At 67.6% G+C, this 16437-nt stretch carries 6 protein-coding genes; all 6 read left to right on the top strand.

From position 1 onward, the window contains the following. Positions 1-35: 35 nt before the first annotated feature. The 6 genes from ACNQS7_RS19620 to ACNQS7_RS19595 are packed head-to-tail and all read left to right on the top strand — an operon-like array spanning position 36 to position 16427. A complete protein-coding gene (locus tag ACNQS7_RS19620; RefSeq protein WP_418013858.1) occupies positions 36-1349 on the top strand; it encodes a polyketide synthase in 1314 nt (437 codons plus the stop codon). Next, positions 1349-4279 (top strand): mycobactin polyketide synthase MbtD, encoded by a 2931-nt coding sequence (gene mbtD / locus ACNQS7_RS19615; RefSeq protein WP_418013857.1) that lies wholly within the window; start codon positions 1349-1351, stop codon positions 4277-4279. Before ACNQS7_RS19620 ends, mbtD begins: the two co-directional genes overlap by 1 nt. A 17-nt stretch (positions 4280-4296) precedes the next feature. Beyond that, a complete protein-coding gene (locus ACNQS7_RS19610) occupies positions 4297-10566 on the top strand; it encodes an amino acid adenylation domain-containing protein (RefSeq protein ID WP_418013856.1) in 6270 nt (2089 codons plus the stop codon). Continuing rightward, positions 10563-14939, top strand: a complete 4377-nt coding sequence (locus tag ACNQS7_RS19605; RefSeq protein WP_418013855.1) for an amino acid adenylation domain-containing protein — start codon at positions 10563-10565, stop codon at positions 14937-14939. Before ACNQS7_RS19610 ends, ACNQS7_RS19605 begins: the two co-directional genes overlap by 4 nt. Then, positions 14936-16225: an NADPH-dependent L-lysine N(6)-monooxygenase MbtG gene (gene mbtG / locus ACNQS7_RS19600; protein ID WP_055575833.1), complete on the top strand. Its 1290-nt coding sequence runs from the start codon at positions 14936-14938 to the stop codon at positions 16223-16225. Before ACNQS7_RS19605 ends, mbtG begins: the two co-directional genes overlap by 4 nt. Beyond that, on the top strand, positions 16203-16427 hold the full coding sequence (locus ACNQS7_RS19595) for an MbtH family protein (RefSeq protein WP_055575834.1): 225 nt from the start codon (positions 16203-16205) through the stop codon (positions 16425-16427). Before mbtG ends, ACNQS7_RS19595 begins: the two co-directional genes overlap by 23 nt. The last annotated feature ends 10 nt before the right edge of the window (positions 16428-16437 follow it).

Below are 16437 nucleotides of genomic sequence, written 5' to 3'. Positions count from 1 at the left end.
CATCGGCGATCGCGCCGGGCACGGGTCCCTTGCCGATGTCTGAAGACCCGACCGACGGCTACACAGCCGACCCGGTCGTCATCATCGGGATGGCGCTCGAAGCGCCAGGCGGGGTGGACACCACCGAGGGATACTGGGCGTTGTTGTCGCAACAGCGTGAAGGCCTGTCTCAACTCCCGGTTGATCGGGGCTGGCCGGTCAGCGACTTGCTCAGTGGCCGTGAGGGTTTCAAGAAGATTCAGAACGCCGGCGGATTCCTCGCGGGCGCCGGCTCTTTCGACCCCGGATTCTTCGGTATCACGGTGCGTGAGGCAACGACCATGGACCCGCAGCAACGGGTCGCACTGAGAGTCTCGTGGCGTGCCCTGGAGAACAGCGGCATCAACCCCGACGATCTGGCCGGTCACGATGTGGGTTGTTACGTCGGCGCTTACACCACCGGATATGGCCCGGACATGGCGAAGTACTCTCGCCACAGCGGTCACCTGATCACCGGGTCGGCATGCGGTGTGATCTCCGGGCGGATCGCCTACCTGATGGGATTGGCAGGACCGGCCATCACCGTCGACACCTCGTGTTCTTCGGCGCTGACAGCGATGCACGTCGCGGTGCAGGCATTGCGCGCCGGTGACTGCGACATGGCGCTCGCCGGGGGAGTCTGCGTCATGGGTTCGCCCGGATTCTTCGTCGAGTTCTCAAAGCAGCACGCGCTTTCCGACGACGGCCGCTGCCGGCCGTACAGCGCGAAGGCCAGCGGCACGGTGTGGGCTGAGGGCGCGGCAATGTATGTGCTGCAACATAAGTCGGCCGCGCTGCGGGCCGGAAATCGAATCCTCGCTGAAATTCGGGCCAGTGCGCTCAATCAGGACGGCCGGAGTGCCGGCCTGTCGGCGCCGTCGGCGCCGGCGCAGAGTCGGCTGTTCAGGCGCGCCCTGGGCCAGGCCGGGCTGCGGCCCGAGCAAGTGGGCATGGTTGAAGGACATGGCACTGGCACAAGGCTGGGCGATCAGACCGAATTATGCTCGCTAGCCCACGTTTACGGCGATTCGCCGCCCGGTCGCGGCCCGATGCTGGGATCGGTGAAGTCCAATTTCGGCCATGCCCAGGCGGCGGCCGGCGCGCTGGGACTCGCCAAGATCCTGGTCTCGGCAGAGCACCGGGCAATTCCACCTACGTTGCACGTCGAGGAAGCCAATCCCGAAGTCGACTGGGAAAATCAAGGTTTGCGTCTGGCGCGAGAGATGACTCCGTGGCCGGCCGCATCCGGATGCCGCACCGGCGCCGTCTCGGCCTTCGGAATAAGCGGTACCAACGCTCACCTGATCGTCTCCGTGCCGGAGGCGGCCTGATGGTGTCCGCCCGGCTTCCAGATGGCCGTGTCCCTGTGCTGCTCAGCGCCCACGAGGACGAGCTGATCTCTGACGATGCCGTCGCCATCCTGCGGTTTCTGAAGCAACTCAGCGAGAGTGACGATGTCCCGACGACAGTGTCCACCACGCTGCTCCGCACCCGGCGGGTGCGACGGCACCGCGCGCTCATCCGCGCCGCCGATCGCACCGAACTGGAAGACGGGCTGCGCGCCCTGGCCGAAGGCGACGACCACCCCTTGGTGACGCGGTCATCGCAACACGACGCGTCCGGAGTCGCGTTCGTCTTCCCGGGTCAGGGTAGGGAATGGCCTGGCATGGGAACCGAAGCCCTCCAACGCATTCCGTCCTACCAGGATGAAGCACAGCGCTGCGAGCACGCATTCGCCGCGGCGGGACTGTCCTCGCCGATGCGCTACCTGCAGGGCGGTGAAGGCCGTCGCTATACCCAAACCGAAATCCAGGCCGCACATTTCACCCATGCCGCCAGCCTGGCCCGGGTGTGGCGGGCGAGCGGAGCGGTGCCCGACGTCACGGTGGGCCACAGCCTGGGCGAGGTCGCCGCCGCCTACGTGGCAGGCGCCATCTCGTTACCGGCAGCGGTGGGCGTGGTCGCCGCCCGTGCCGCCGTCGTAGACCGGCTACCGGGCCGCTACGGTATGGCCGCTCTGGGGGTCGGTGCTGGCGAAGCCGGCGAACTCATCGCCGAAACACCGGGCTGGCTGGAGATCTCGGTGTTGAACTCCGCGTCGTCGAGCGTCGTATCCGGGGAACGAGCCGCCGTCGCCGCGTGCGTTCGGCGGGCAGAGCAACGGGGTATCTTCGCGCGCGAGTTGACGGTCGATTTTCCGGCGCACACCAGCCGCCTGGAGTCACTGCGCTCGATGTTCTGCGACCTCCTGCCCGAGGCGGAATTCCTCGATGCAGGTATAGATTTCATCAGTTCGGCCCGGGGGGACCTGGTCGCCGGCGAGACCGACTTCACCGGTTACTGGTTTGAAAACCTGCGCAACACGGTCCGTTTCGACGCGGCCGTCACGTGCGCGGCGCGACGTGGCACCGGAACCTACATCGAGATGTCGGCACATCCCTCGCTGCTGTACGCACTCGGCGAACTCGCCGAGGAGGCGCTCATCGTCGGCTCGGGGCTGCGCGACGAGTCGCTGGTGGAGCGCCTTTCCGCCAACATCGCCTCCGTCGCTGTGCACAATCCGAAGTTCGAGTGGTCGACTGACTCGCCGCTCCTCTGGGGCTTCCCCGCCGCACCGATGCGGGCGATTCACCTGTGGGCCGCGCCGGAGCCGCTGACACCGCCACCGGCCCCCGGCCCGAAGGTGTTCTACGAGGAGTGGCAGGCACGTCCGCTTGTCTCCGATGCGGCAGACCGGGCTTCCCGCACCGTCGCGATAGTGGGGCCCGGAGATGCCAATGAATCTGTGGCACAGATGTTCTCAGAGAACGCCGCGTCGCGGTACGGATATGAGCTGACGGGACCCGACGACGCCGAGGTCACCGTCATTGTGGCACCGTCGATCGTCGAGCCGGAGATGCTTGCGGCAGCGGACCGCCCGAACCGCATCGACTACAACGGTCTGATCGGGCCGAAGTGCCGGCGCGTCTGGTTGATCACCACGGGCGGTGAACAAGTGCACCCAGACGCCCCGCCGGGGCTGCCGGGGCAGACGGCGCTGGCGGCGATGCACCGCAGCGTCGGGTTCGAATATCCCGATGTTACGTTCGCTCACCTGGACCTACCCGGCGCCGGTGCGGACTTGGCGGCCGCCGGCTGCGCCCTCGATCAGTTGCTCGGCCGGGATACTGAGATTGCGCTGCGGCGCAACGGCTCTGACCAGACTGGGATGCAGCTGTTCGTCCGGACGCTTCGGGAGGACGTGACACCGATCGGGACCGCAGCGGCGACGTCGCTGGACAACGTGGTGATCACGGGCGGCAACGGCACCATCGGCATGCGCTACGCGCGGCACTGCATCAGGGCCGGCGCCGGCCGAGTCATTCTGTTGAGCCGCAGCGGTGTTGACACCTCAGAGCTGGCGAAGTTGACCGAGGGCTCGGCGGCCGAGGTTCATGCGCCTGCATGCGATATCACCGACCCCGAGGCCGTGGCGGCAGTGGCGAACGAGTACGCCGGCGGCGGCCCCTCCCTGCTGATCCATGCGGCCGGCGCCGCAACCTTCGCCCGGCACGACCAACTAGCCGCCGACGACATCGCCGGAGTGTTGTCCGCCAAGGTTGCCGGGCTGAAGCGGATGGTCACCAGCTGGCCGCTTCGCGCGGACACCCGAATTCTGTTGTGCTCCTCGGTGTCCGGAGTCTGGGGCGGCTACGGCCACGCCGCCTATGCGGCCTCCAACAGAATGCTGGACAGCATGGCCGCCGCCCTGCGGGCGGATGGCCTGGACTGCAGCGCGGTGCGATGGGGGTTATGGCAGGACACCAAGATCGCCGACGCGCAGGAGATCACCCGCATCGAGCGATCGGGCCTGATTGCGATGGATCCCGACGCGGCGATCTCGGCCAGCCTCGACCGGCGGCGCAACGACCCGCTGATCGCAGCCGCCGACTTCGGTCGGCTCCGGGTCTTCTTTGAAAGCCAAGGCCTGGCGATGCCGTTCACCGGCCATCGCAGCAGCCCCGCCGAAGACGCCGGGGCCGAACCGGACGCTCCCGTCGCCGACATCGTCCGGGCCGAGATCGCGGCCGTGCTGAGCATCGACGATCCGGCGTCGGTGGATCTGAAAGCGGCGCTCGTCGACCTCGGCGCCGACTCGATGCTGGCGCTTGACCTGCGCGATCGGCTACGGCGCTCGACCGGCAAATCAATAGCTGCGGCAAAACTGTTGGGCGGCATGACCGGCAGCGACCTGATCGATGCCCTGACCCCGAAAAACTAGAGAGGGTGGATTCCCGCATGACCGAGACCACCGAACGAGAAGCTGTGCTGAACATCTGTGCGTCCTATCATCTCAGGGGCTTCGTTGACACCGAGCGGTTGCACCAGGCCTTGGATGTCGTGGCGTCGCGCCACCCGGTGCTGCACGAGGAGCTACGGCCCGGCTGGGCCGAGCACGATCTGTCGGGCCTCGCCGGCCAGGCCCAGCGGCTGAGGCTGGAAGTGCTGGCGCAACGCGACTTTCGCCGCCCATTCGAGCTGGAATCCGAGTCGCCACTACGAATGACCGCTGTGCGTCTGGGCCCGGACGAGATGGCGCTGCTGATCGCCGCGCACCAACGGGCCTGGGATGACGGCTCCTGGTCACCGTTCTTCGCGGACCTGACGCGGGCCTACACCCGGCCCGAGGGCGACGGCCGCGCCGCGGCGCCGGCGGCGGAACGGCCCTGTGATCAATCCGAGGACGACCTGAACTACTGGCGCCCGCTCCTGAGGGAACTGCCTGAACCGCTGGAACTCCCGGGACCCAACGGCACCTCGATGCCGGGTCACCGGCGCGCACAGCGGGTGACGCGGCTGCTCTGCACCGACACCATCGGACGGGTGAGGTCGCTGGCCCGGGAGACCGGCACCACCCCGTACGCCGTGATGCTCGCGGCATACGCGGCGCTGCTGCACCGCTACACCCACACCACCGATCTGGTGATCGCGGCACCGGTGAGCAGTAGCGACACCGTCAGCTCGATCGGAAGCTTCGCCGGCACGGTGCCGATCCGGGTCAATCCGAAGCCGCGGCAGACCTTTCGCGAGCTGGTGACCCAGACGGCCGACACGGCGACCGGTGCGCTCGCCCATCGGAATGTCGACCTGACCCAGTTGCTCGATGAGTTGGGCTCGTCCCAGGAAGCGCTGACAAGGGTTGGTTTCGGAATCCTCGAATCCGACGGAGGCGGGTTCTGCCCACCCGGTGTTCAATGCAGTCCCGGGGAGTTGCACGGGCAGTCCAGCCGACTGCCGTTGAACGTCAAGGTGGAGCCGACCGATGGCCGGGTCGAGGCCGAGTATCTGCCCGAAATCCTGGACCCGTCGTTGGCCGCCCAGCTGCTCGAGCACTATGCCGTGCTGTTGGACAGCGCCCTGCGGGACCCCGGCCGCGAACTGCGTCGGCTGACCCTGTTCAGTGACGCCGAGGCCGAGTGGATGCGCGAAGTCGCCACCGGCGAGCAGGTCTCGATTCCGGCCACGACGATCGCGGCGCTGGTCGCCGAGCGGGCCGCGGCCTCGCCCGACAACGTCGCCGTCGTGTACGAGGGCCGCCAGTACAGCTACCGCGAGATCAATGCGGAGGCGAACCGGCTGGCGCACTGGCTGATTGAGCAGGGCATCGGGGCCGAAGACCGCGTCGCCGTGCTGTTGGACAAGTCCCCCGAGCTCGTCGTCACCGCCCTCGCCGTCCTCAAATGCGGTGCGGTCTATCTCCCGGTCGACCCGACCTACCCGCCCGAGCGCCTCTCGTACATCCTCGACGACGCCCAAGCCAAACTTGCCCTGCGCGAACCGGTTACCGGTCTGTCGCGGTACCCGTCGGAAGACCCTCGGCCCGATCAGCTGGTTCGCCCGCTGCGGCCGGAGAACACCGCCTACCTCATCTACACGTCGGGATCGACCGGGCTGCCCAAGGGAGTCCCGGTGCCGCACCGGCCGATCGCCGAGTACTTCGTCTGGTTCGGCGACAAATACCAGGTCGACGAAACGGATCGGCTGTTGCAGGTGGCCTCGCCAGGATTCGACGTGTCCATCGCCGAGATCTTCTGCCCCCTGGTCTGCGGAGCGCGACTGGTGATTCCACGCCCGGATGGGCTGCGCGACATCAACTATCTGACCGAACTGCTGTACCGCGAGGGCATCACGTCGATGCATTTCGTGCCTTCGCTGCTTGGCCTGTTCCTGTCGCTGCCAGGAGTCAACCAATGGCGCACGCTGCGCCGGGTGCCGATCGGCGGCGAGCCGTTGCCCGGAGAGATCGCCGACAAGTTCCATGCCACCTTCGACGCGTTGCTCTACAACTTCTACGGACCGACCGAAACGGTCGTCAACACCACCAGTTACCAGGTGGAGGGCAACCAGGGCACCCGGATCGTGCCGATCGGGCGACCCAAACTCAACACGCAGGTGTATCTGCTCGATGACGCACTGCAGCCGGTGCCCGTCGGCGTCATCGGTGAAATCTACATCGGCGGAACACATATCGCGCACGGTTACCACCGCCGGTCGGCGCTGACCGCGGAACGCTTCGTCGCGGACCCGTTCACCGCCGGTGCCCGGATGTACCGCTCCGGCGACCTCGCCCGCCGCAACGCTGACGGCGCAGTCGAATTCGTCGGTCGCGCCGACGAGCAGGTTAAGATCCGCGGGTTCCGGATCGAGCTCGGCGAGATCGCCGCGGCGATCTCAGTTGACCCGAGTGTGGGCCAGACGGTCGTCATCGCCGCGGATCTGCCGCACCTGGGCAAGAGCCTGGTCAGTTATCTGACGCCGGCGGACGGCGACCCGGGATCGGTCGACGTGGAACGCATCCGGACCCGGGTGGCGGCCGCCCTACCGGACTATATGAATCCGGCCGCGTATGTCGTCATCGACGAGATCCCGATCACCGCGCACGGCAAGATCGACCGGAATGCGCTGCCGCAACCGGAGATCACGTCCGAAGCCGAATTCCGGGAACCCACCACGGACACCGAGCGAACGGTTGCGGCTCTGTTCACTGAGTTGCTGGGTGCCGCCCAGGCAGGCCTCGACGACTCGTTCTTCGACCTGGGCGGACATTCGCTGGCCGCCACCAAACTGGTCGCGGCGATCCGCGCCCGATGCGGAGTCGACATCGGTATCCGGGACGTTTTCGAGTCGGAAACCGTGGGCCGACTGGCGCAACTGATCGATCGGTCGGAACCGGCTACTGCCACCGGAGTGCGTCCGGCGTTGGTGAGGACGTCACACAAAGGCCGGCTGCCACTGTCGGCCGCGCAGCTGCGAAGCTGGTTTGCCTACCAGATCGAGGGTCCCAGCGCGGTCAACAACATCCCGTTCGTCGCGCGACTAACGGGGCCGTGCGATCTCGACGCCCTCGCGACCGCCTTCAGCGACCTGGTCGGGCGCCACGAAATCCTGCGCACCACCTATGGCGAAGTCGCGGGCGTGCCGCATCAGGTGATCAACGCCCCGGCCGAGGTGCCGGTCCGCCAGGCCAGTGGTGACGGTGCGGCCTGGCTGCAGGAGCAACTCGACTCTGAGCGTCGCTATCGCTTTGAGCTGGAACACGACTGGCCGATCCGCGCCGCGGTGCTACACACCGGCCCCGGCCATCGGGAGCACGTGGTGTCGCTGGTCGTGCACCATATCGCGATCGACCACTGGTCCGGCGGTGTCCTGTTCGCCGACCTGCTCACCGCGTACCGCGCCCGAAAGGCCGGCCAGGAACCGGCATGGGCGCCATTACCGGTCCAGTATGCCGACTTCGCCGCCTGGCAGGCCGAACTGCTCACCGAGCCGGAGGACGGATCCGGAATTGCCTGCGCGCAAAGGCAATACTGGGAGCGGCAGCTGGAAGGTATACCCGAGGACACCGGACTGCGGCCGGACCTGCCGCGGCCGCCGGTGCCCAGCGGTGCCGGCGACTCCGTGGAGTTCAGCATCGATTCGCACACCAGGGCAAAGCTCGCCGGGCTCTGCCGGGAGGTGGGCGTCACCGAATTCATGGTGTTGCAGGCCGCGGTCGCGGTGGTGCTGCACAAGGCCGGAGGCGGGACGGACATTCCGCTGGGAACTCCGATCGCATCCCGCACCGAACCCGAACTCGACCAATTGGTGGGCTTTTTCATCAACATCCTGGTTCTGCGCAACGACCTGGGCGGCGACCCGTCGCTGCGGGAGGTGCTCAGCCGGGTTCGCGACACCGCGCTGGGCGCCTACGCTCACCAGGATCTCCCGTTCGAGCGGGTGGTCGACGCGGTCAGCCCGATCAGGTCGCTATCGCGGAACCCGCTCTTTCAGGTCGTCGTCCATGTGCGCGACCACCTGCCCGCGCAACAGGTCATCGAGACCGGTGCGGGCGGCGACACGGTATTCACCGCGATGGAACCGCCGTTCGATATCGCCCCGGCGGACCTGAGCGTCAACTTCTTCGCCGCCGACGCGGGTTATCAGGGCAACATCGTCTACCGCAGCGAGCTATATCACCGCAGCACCATCGAGCGCCTGGTCGGTTGGCTGTTGCAAGTCGTCAACACCTTCGCCGACGACGTCGATCGGCGGTTGCGCGATGTCCCGCTGCTCGACGACCGTGAGCGCCGCCGCATCCTCACCGATTGGAGCCGTGGCCCCGAGCCGAGGGTCGACCGCCCGCTCACCATCGCCGCGCTGCTCGAACCGAGCCGACGGTGGGACAGCGACCGCATCGCGCTCCGGTGCGGCGACGACCAGCTGGATTACCCTGCGCTGCACCGCCGCTCAGACAACTTCGCCTGCCTGCTCGGCGATCTCGGCGTGGGGCCAGGATCACTTGTGGGACTGTCAACGCGGCGCGGCATCGACATGGTCGTTGCACTGGTCGGCATCATGAAGGCCGGTGCCGGCTTCTTCCCACTGGATCCCGGCTACCCGGCGGCACGCAAGCAATTGATGCTCGACGACGTCTCGCCGCGCGTCGTGGTAGCCACCGCCGCGGCTGCGCAGTCGATGCCGGAATGCCCCGGGGCAACGCTGCTGGTACTCGATGATCCCGGACTGCAACGGGCACTCGATCTGCCCGCGCAACCGGACAGCGGTCTGCCCGCGGCGCATCCCGACGACCCGATGTACCTGGTGTTCACATCCGGATCAACGGGCAAACCGAAGGGCGTGCTGGGCACCCATCGCGCGATGACCAGCCGCCTGAACTGGCAGCTGTGGAATTATCCGGTGCTAGGCAACGACATTCGGTTGGCGCAGGCCTCCTGGACGTTCCTGGAGGGCTGCATGGAGACGCTGGGCGGCCTGGCCGCCGGCGCGACCACCATCCAGGCCGACGACGCCGAGCATCGTGACCCCGAGGCGCTGGCTGCGCTGGTACGCAGGCACTCCGTGGCACAGGTGACCGCCGTGCCGAGCCTGGTGTCGACCATCGTGGATGCCTGGCCGGAATCCCTGAGCTCACTGCATCGTCTGGTGTGCGGCGCCGAACCGATGACCGCCGCGCTGCACCAGCGATTGCTGGCCAACTACGGCGGCGGCGACGGTCCGGAGTTGCTGAACAACTTCGGCGCCACCGAAACGTCCGGCGCCCTGGTCCGCGGGCCGCTCGCGACGCCGGTGCCGCTGCTGGGCGTCCCGATGCCCGGCTCGCAGGTGTATCTGCTCGATGATGCGCTGAAGCCGGTACCTGTCGGAGTCGTCGGCGAATTGTATTACGCCGGTGCGCAATTGGTGCGTGGCTACTGGAAGCGGCCCGGTCTCACGGCGTCACGGTTCGTGCCCAACCCCTACTCCAACGAGCCGGGGGCACGCTTCTACCGCAGCGGTGACCGGGCGCGGTGGACCGAAGACGGTTGCCTGGAGTTCGTCGGCCGCGCCGACCATCAGGTGAAAGTCCGCGGCTTCCGTGTCGAGTTGGGAGAGGTGGAGGCCGCACTGAAGGGCGTGGACGGGGTTGCCGTTGCCGCCGTGCGCACCTGGGACGTCGACGGCAGTACGACCCTGGCCGGCTACGTCGCGCCACGCGAGCTGGTCACCGGGGAGGCCGAGAAGGCCGAGTTCGCCACCCTGGTGCGGGACCAGGCCGCGTCGGTGCTGCCGGGATACATGATGCCGTCGTCGATCACCGTGCTGGATGTGATGCCCAAGACGGAGTCGGGCAAGCTGAACCGACCCGGGCTGCCGAAACCGGCGGTAAGCACCCGGGGACGCAGCGAGCCGCCCCGCACCGACACCGAGCGCGCCCTTGCCGAAGTCTTCGTCGGATTGTTGCCGATCGACGAGATCGGCGTCCGCGATGACTTTTTCGTCCTGGGCGGGGACAGCATCCTGTCGGTGCAGCTGGCCGCTCGCGCCCGCGACGCCGGTCTTGCGGTGAGCCCGCGAATGGTCTTCGAGCACCCGACCGTCCAACAGCTGGCGGCGGCGCTGGATTCGGGTGCGGACGGGACTCGTGCCGACGATGATGTCCGCCACGAGCCGATGAGCACGTCGGGCCTGTCGGAACAGGATCTCGCCGCGGTGACGGCGGCCTGGGCCACGGGGGGTGGCAACCCGTGACCGCTACCCGGACCGGCATGCCACCGGGCATCGAGGATGTGATGGCGCTCAGCCCCCTGCAGGAAGGGCTGTACTCGCTGACAACGCTGGCGGAGTTTTCCTCGGAGGACCCGTATCTGATCGGGATGACGGCGGACATCTCCGGTGCGCTGGACGTGGACCTGCTCAAGCAATGTGCGGCAGAGATGTTGGTGCGCCATCCGAATCTGCGGGCCAGCTTCGTGAGTCGGAACATCCCGCGTCCGGTGCAGATCGTGCCGACAGGTGTCGAGCTGCCCTGGCGTCAGGTCCGTGCGACCCGAGCGGAGATCGAGGGCCTGGGAGCGGCAGAACGCTCGCGGCCGTTCGACTTCGAACGGACCCCGGCGATCCGCTTCCTGCTCGTCGAACTGCCCGGCGACCAATGGCACCTGATCATCACCGCGCACCATATCGTCATCGACGGGTGGTCGCTGCCGGTTTTCGCGGCGGAGCTGATCGCGCTGTACGGAGCGGGCGGTGACGCCGCTGCGCTGCCGGACAAGCCGCGGCCCTACCGGGACTACATCGGCTGGCTGTCCGGTCATGACCGCGCGGCCAGCGAACAGGCATGGCGGAACTACCTGGCCGGATTGAGCGCACCGACAATGCTTTCGGCCGCCATGGCCGGCGAAGCGCCACGCGCCGGTCTACCCCGGCGCACCGAACTGCGCGCGGGCCGCGATGTGACGGCTGAGTTGGCCGACGGTGCCCGCTCCCGGGGCATCACGGTCAACACCCTGATGCAGATGGCTTGGGCGTTGGTGCTGTCGCGGTCGACGGATCGCGACGACGTCGTGTTCGGTGTCACGGTTTCGGGTCGACCGGCTGAGTTGTCAGGCGTCGAAAGCATGATCGGGCTGTTCATCAATACCGTGCCGCTGCGGGTCCGGCTGGATCCGGATACCAGCGCCGGCGCGCAATGCCTTGCCGTGCAGCGGGATGCGGCGATGTTGCGCGATCACGGGTATCTCAGCCACGCCACGCTGCGGGCGCTGGGCGGTGTCGGCGAGATGTTCGACACGTTACTGGTCTACGAGAACTTTCCCACCGCGGGGCTCGGCGGGGATCGCCAATTATGCTCAGGCGGAGTGACATTCAGGCCGAGTGGGCTGGAGAGTGTGACACACTTCCCGGTAACGCTGGCCGCCCACCTGGCCGGTGACGAATTGGTGCTGCTGATCGAGGTGCTCGACGGCGCGCTCGGGGAGACAACCGGCGAATCACTCGGGCGCAGAGTGCTGCTGACCGCTGAGCGGCTGCTGTCAGGGTGGCAGCGGCCACTGCGCGAGCTCAGCGTGCTGCATGACGACGAGGCCACGCCGCTGCGCGCCCGCGAGGCGCCGCAAGTACCGCCCACCGAGGGGTTTCACACCCGGTTCGCCGCCACCGCCGAAGCGAGTCCCCAGACCACGGCGCTGAGCTGGGACGGCGGTGCCATGACCTACGCCGAGCTGGACGCCGCAGCCAACCGAATGGCCGCACTGCTGACACAGCGCGGCGTCGCAGCCGAAACACCGGTGGCGATCCGCCTGGCCCGCGGTCACACCTATGTCGTTGCGTTGCTCGGAGTTCTCAAAGCCGGCGGCGTGAGCGTTCCGGTGGAACGCGCCACCCCGCCGGACCGGATGGCGTCGATCATGCGCCAGACGGGCGCGGCCATCGTCATCGATGATGACCTGGTGTCGGCTGCCCAAGCGCGATGCGGGGAATACCGTCCGGCCGCGGTACATCCACAGCAGGCCGCCTACCTGGTATTCACCTCGGGCACGACCGGAGAACCCAAGGGCGTCATCGGAACTCACGCGGCCTTGGCCGCCTACGCCGACGATCACATCGAACGGGTGCTGGAACCCGCGGCCGCCCGGTTGGGGCGTCCGTTGCGCATAGCGCACTCGTGGTCGTTCGCCTTCGACGCGGCGTGGCAGCCGCTGGTCGCGTTGCTCGACGGTCACACCGTGCACGTTGTCGCCGATCGGACCCAGCGCGACGCGGAGGCACTGGTCGAGGCCATCGTCGAGCACCGGATCGACATGATCGACACGACTCCGTCGATGTTCACGCAGCTGCGGGCCTTCGGGTTGCTCACCGACGCACCCTTGTCTGTGCTGGCCCTGGGCGGCGAAGCCATCGGCCCGGCGATGTGGCAGGCGATCCGCGATGAGTGCGCCCGGACTGCGACGTCTGCGTACAACTGCTACGGCCCCACCGAAACCACGGTGGAGGCGCTGGTCGCCGACATCACCGAGCACCGCGCCCCGACGATCGGTCGGCCCACCCAGTACACCCACGGGTACGTGCTGGATGCCGCGCTACGTCCGGTGGCCTACGGGGTGCCGGGCGAATTGTATTTGGCGGGCGGCCAACTCGCCCGCGGGTATGTGGGCCGCGCAGCCGAGACGGCCGGCCGTTTCGTCGCAGACCCGTTCGTCCGCGGCGGGCGGATGTACCGCACCGGCGACGTGGTTAGACGCCGGTCCGACGACTCGCTGCAATACCTCGGGCGCGCCGATGCGCAAGTGAAGATCCGCGGCTACCGCGTCGAACCCGGCGAAATCGCCGCGGCGCTGGAGACACATCCCGCAGTGCGGCACGCGCACGTGGCGGTGCGCGAACGACAGCGCAGGCCCGTCCTGACGGCATACGCCGCCGGCGTCAACGGAACCCGACCCACGTCGGCCGAGTTGCGCGCCGCAATCGCCGAGCGGTTGCCCCGTTACATGGTGCCGCAGCACATCATTGTCGTCGACCAGATCCCGTTGACCGCCAACGGCAAACTGGACGAAGCGGCGCTGGACGACCTCGGTGTCACCACAACCACGGCGCCGGCCCCAACCACGGCCACCGAAACCCAACTGGCCGAAATCATTTCGGAACTGCTGGGTCAACCCGAAGTGGATGTGACCGCAGACTTCCTGCAACTCGGACTGGACAGCATCCTTGCCTTGTCTGTGGTGCAGGCAGCGCGGCGACGCGGGATTCCGCTGCGCGCACGACTGATCCTCGAGTGCGCCGACGTTCGTGAGCTCGCCGCCGCAATCGACGCCCAGGAAGCTGTGCCGGATCGTCGCGACGAACAGCGTGGACAACCGATTCCCTTGCTGCCCAACGCGTACTGGCTCTATGAGTATGGCGAGCCGCGGCGGCTGGTGCAGGTCGAGGCCCTCAGGTTGCCCGACGGCATCGACGGCGACCGACTCAGAACGGCGCTCATCAGTGTCGTGGACGGTCACGAGGTGCTACGTACCCGCCTGGACCGCGCCAGCATGACATTGGTACCCGCGCCGGCCCACGATCTCCTCGATGAGGTCGCGGTAACGGGTGACCTTTCGGCGGCAGTTCGGGAACACGCCGAGAGTGCCGTGGCCGGTCTCGATCCGGAAGCGGGCGCGCTGCTTTCGGTCGCCTGGCTGCGCCCGCCGACCGGGCAGAGCGTACTGCTGATCGCCGCGCACGTCCTGGCCATGGATGCGGCGTCGTGGCGGGTGGTCCTGGGTGAACTCGACGCCGCCCTGCATGCGCCGGCAGCGGGTCGTTCACCCGCACCTGTCGCCGAGCACACCACCTACCGGCAGTGGGCGGCAGCCCTCACGCGGCGCGCGGAAACGCTTGACAACGCACCGTTTTGGCTGAACCAGCTGGACGGCGAGGATCCGAACCTCGGGTCCCGTCGGGTCGATCCCGAGCGGGACCGCGCCCGCGACCTGATGATAAGCGCGTCGGTGACCGACGCCGAGACCACCGGGCGGCTCTCGGATGTGGGCGTTCCGATGTTCGAGGTATTGGTCGCCGCGGCGACCCGGACGGTCAACCGGTGGCGGCGGAGCCGTGGCCAGTCGACGCCGCCGCCGCTGTTGGCGCTCGAAACTCACGGCCGGGCCGACGCTTTGGCCGGCGACACGGTCGATACGTCCGACACCGTGGGCCTGCTGAGCACCATTTACCCGTTGCGGCTGCACACCACCGACCCGCATCGGGTGGCCGAGCAGCTGGCCTCGGTCCCCGGCGGCGACATCGACTACGGGCTGCTGCGCTATCTGCGCAGCGACACCGCGGACCAGCTCAAGAAAAGTCCCGGGCCGCAACTTCTGCTCAACTACCTGGGTCACGCCGACCTGGGCGGCGCCGGTACCGACCTACGGCTCGACCGTGAGCTGCTTGGCGGGCTGCCGCAGTTGCCGGAGCCGGACATCGCGGTACGTCACGAGGTAGTCATCCTGGCCACCCTGCTCGGCTCCGGTGACGAACACGTGCTGCTCACCCAGTGGCGGGTGTTGCCGGACATTCTTTGCGAGGCCGATGTGGCCGCGCTGCAGACGATCTGGAATCAGGAACTCAAGGAGCTGGTGTCATGACCACACTCGGAGTGATCGGAGCCGGCGCCAAGGCGGTCGCCGTGGCGGCCAAGGCTTCGGTGTTGCGTGCCATGGGTGTCGACACACCCGAGGTGGTGGCCGTCGAGCGAACCGGAGTGGCCGCCAATTGGCAGGCCAGCGGCGGCTGGACCGACGGTGCCCAACACCTGGGTACCAGCCCGGAAAAGGATGTCGGTTTCCCCTACCACTCGTCGCTGGTGCCGCGTCGCAACGCCGAACTCGACGAGCGGATGACCTGCCACAGCTGGCAGTCGTACCTCATCGCCACCGGGCAGTTCGCACAATGGATCGACCGGGGCCGGCCCGCCCCAACCCACCGCCGGTGGGGCCAGTATCTGCGCTGGGTCGCCCAACGCGTCGACATGACCGTCATCTACGGCGAGGTCGACCGCATCGCCGTCGACGGAAAGCAGTGGGCGCTGCACACCCCAGAAGGCACCGTGCGCGTTGACGCGCTGATGATCACCGGGCCGGGTCAGCCCGAACGCACCTTGTTGCCGGGCAATCCGCGGGTGCTGTCGATTGCGCAGTTCTGGCACCGGGCCGCCGCGCACGAGCGGATCAGCGCCGAACGGGTCGCGATGATCGGCGGCGGCGAGACCGCGGCTGCGATGCTCAATGAGTTGTTCCGGCACTCGATTTCGACGATCACCGTGATCTCCCCGCAGGTGACGCTGTTCACCCGCGGCGAAGGCTACTTCGAGAACTCGCTGTTCTCCGACCCGTCCGACTGGACGGCGCTGACCCTGGCCGAGCGCCGTGACGCGATTGCCCGCACCGACCGCGGAGTCTTCTCTTCCAACGTGCAGGACGCGCTGATGGCCGACGACCGGATCCGGCACCTGCGGGGGCGCGTCGCGCATGCCGTCGGTCGCGATGACCAGATCCGGCTCACGCTCAACACCAATCGTGGCAGCGAAAACTTCGAGACCGTGCACGGTTTCGATCTCGTCATCGACGGCTCCGGCCTGGACGCGTTGTGGTTCACCTCGCTGTTCGGTCAGGACGCGCTCGATCTGCTCGAACTCGGGCTGGGCGGGCCGATGACCGGCGAGCTGCTGCGTGAATCGATCGGGCATGACCTCGCCGTCACCGACGTCGCACCGAAGTTGTTCTTGCCCAATCTCGCCGGACTGAACCAGGGGCCGGGGTTTCCGAACCTCAGCTGCCTGGGGATGCTTTCCGACCGGGTGCTGGGAGCAGACCTGACCGGCAGCACCGACCCCGCAATGAGGAGGAACTATGAGCACCAATCCCTTCGATGACGAGACCGCGACGTTCGTCGTGGTCGTCAACGACGAAGAGCAGCACAGTTTGTGGCCCACCTTCGCCGACATCCCGGCGGGCTGGCGACGGGTCTTCGGTGCGGCGAGCCGGGCGGAGTGCCTGCAATTCGTCGACGAACACTGGACCGACATGCGTCCGAAGAGCCTTCGCGCGGCCATGAACTCACAGGCAACGCCGTGACCGACACGGA

Source organism: Mycobacterium sp. 23, assembly GCF_048287075.1.
Lineage (GTDB): Bacteria > Actinomycetota > Actinomycetes > Mycobacteriales > Mycobacteriaceae > Mycobacterium > Mycobacterium gordonae_B.
Note: the sequence above shows the minus strand (reverse complement) of the source record. Positions and strands in the feature narration are given on the sequence as shown.

Bases quoted from the DNA above. Each gene is read 5' to 3' on its own strand.
- ACNQS7_RS19620 (WP_418013858.1), top strand. From the start codon at position 36: ATGTCTGAAGACCCGACCGACGGCTACACAGCCGACCCGGTCGTCATC.
- mbtD (WP_418013857.1), top strand. From the start codon at position 1,349: ATGGTGTCCGCCCGGCTTCCAGATGGCCGTGTCCCTGTGCTGCTCAGC.
- ACNQS7_RS19610 (WP_418013856.1), top strand. From the start codon at position 4,297: ATGACCGAGACCACCGAACGAGAAGCTGTGCTGAACATCTGTGCGTCC.
- mbtG (WP_055575833.1), top strand. From the start codon at position 14,936: ATGACCACACTCGGAGTGATCGGAGCCGGCGCCAAGGCGGTCGCCGTG.
- ACNQS7_RS19595 (WP_055575834.1), top strand. From the start codon at position 16,203: ATGAGCACCAATCCCTTCGATGACGAGACCGCGACGTTCGTCGTGGTC.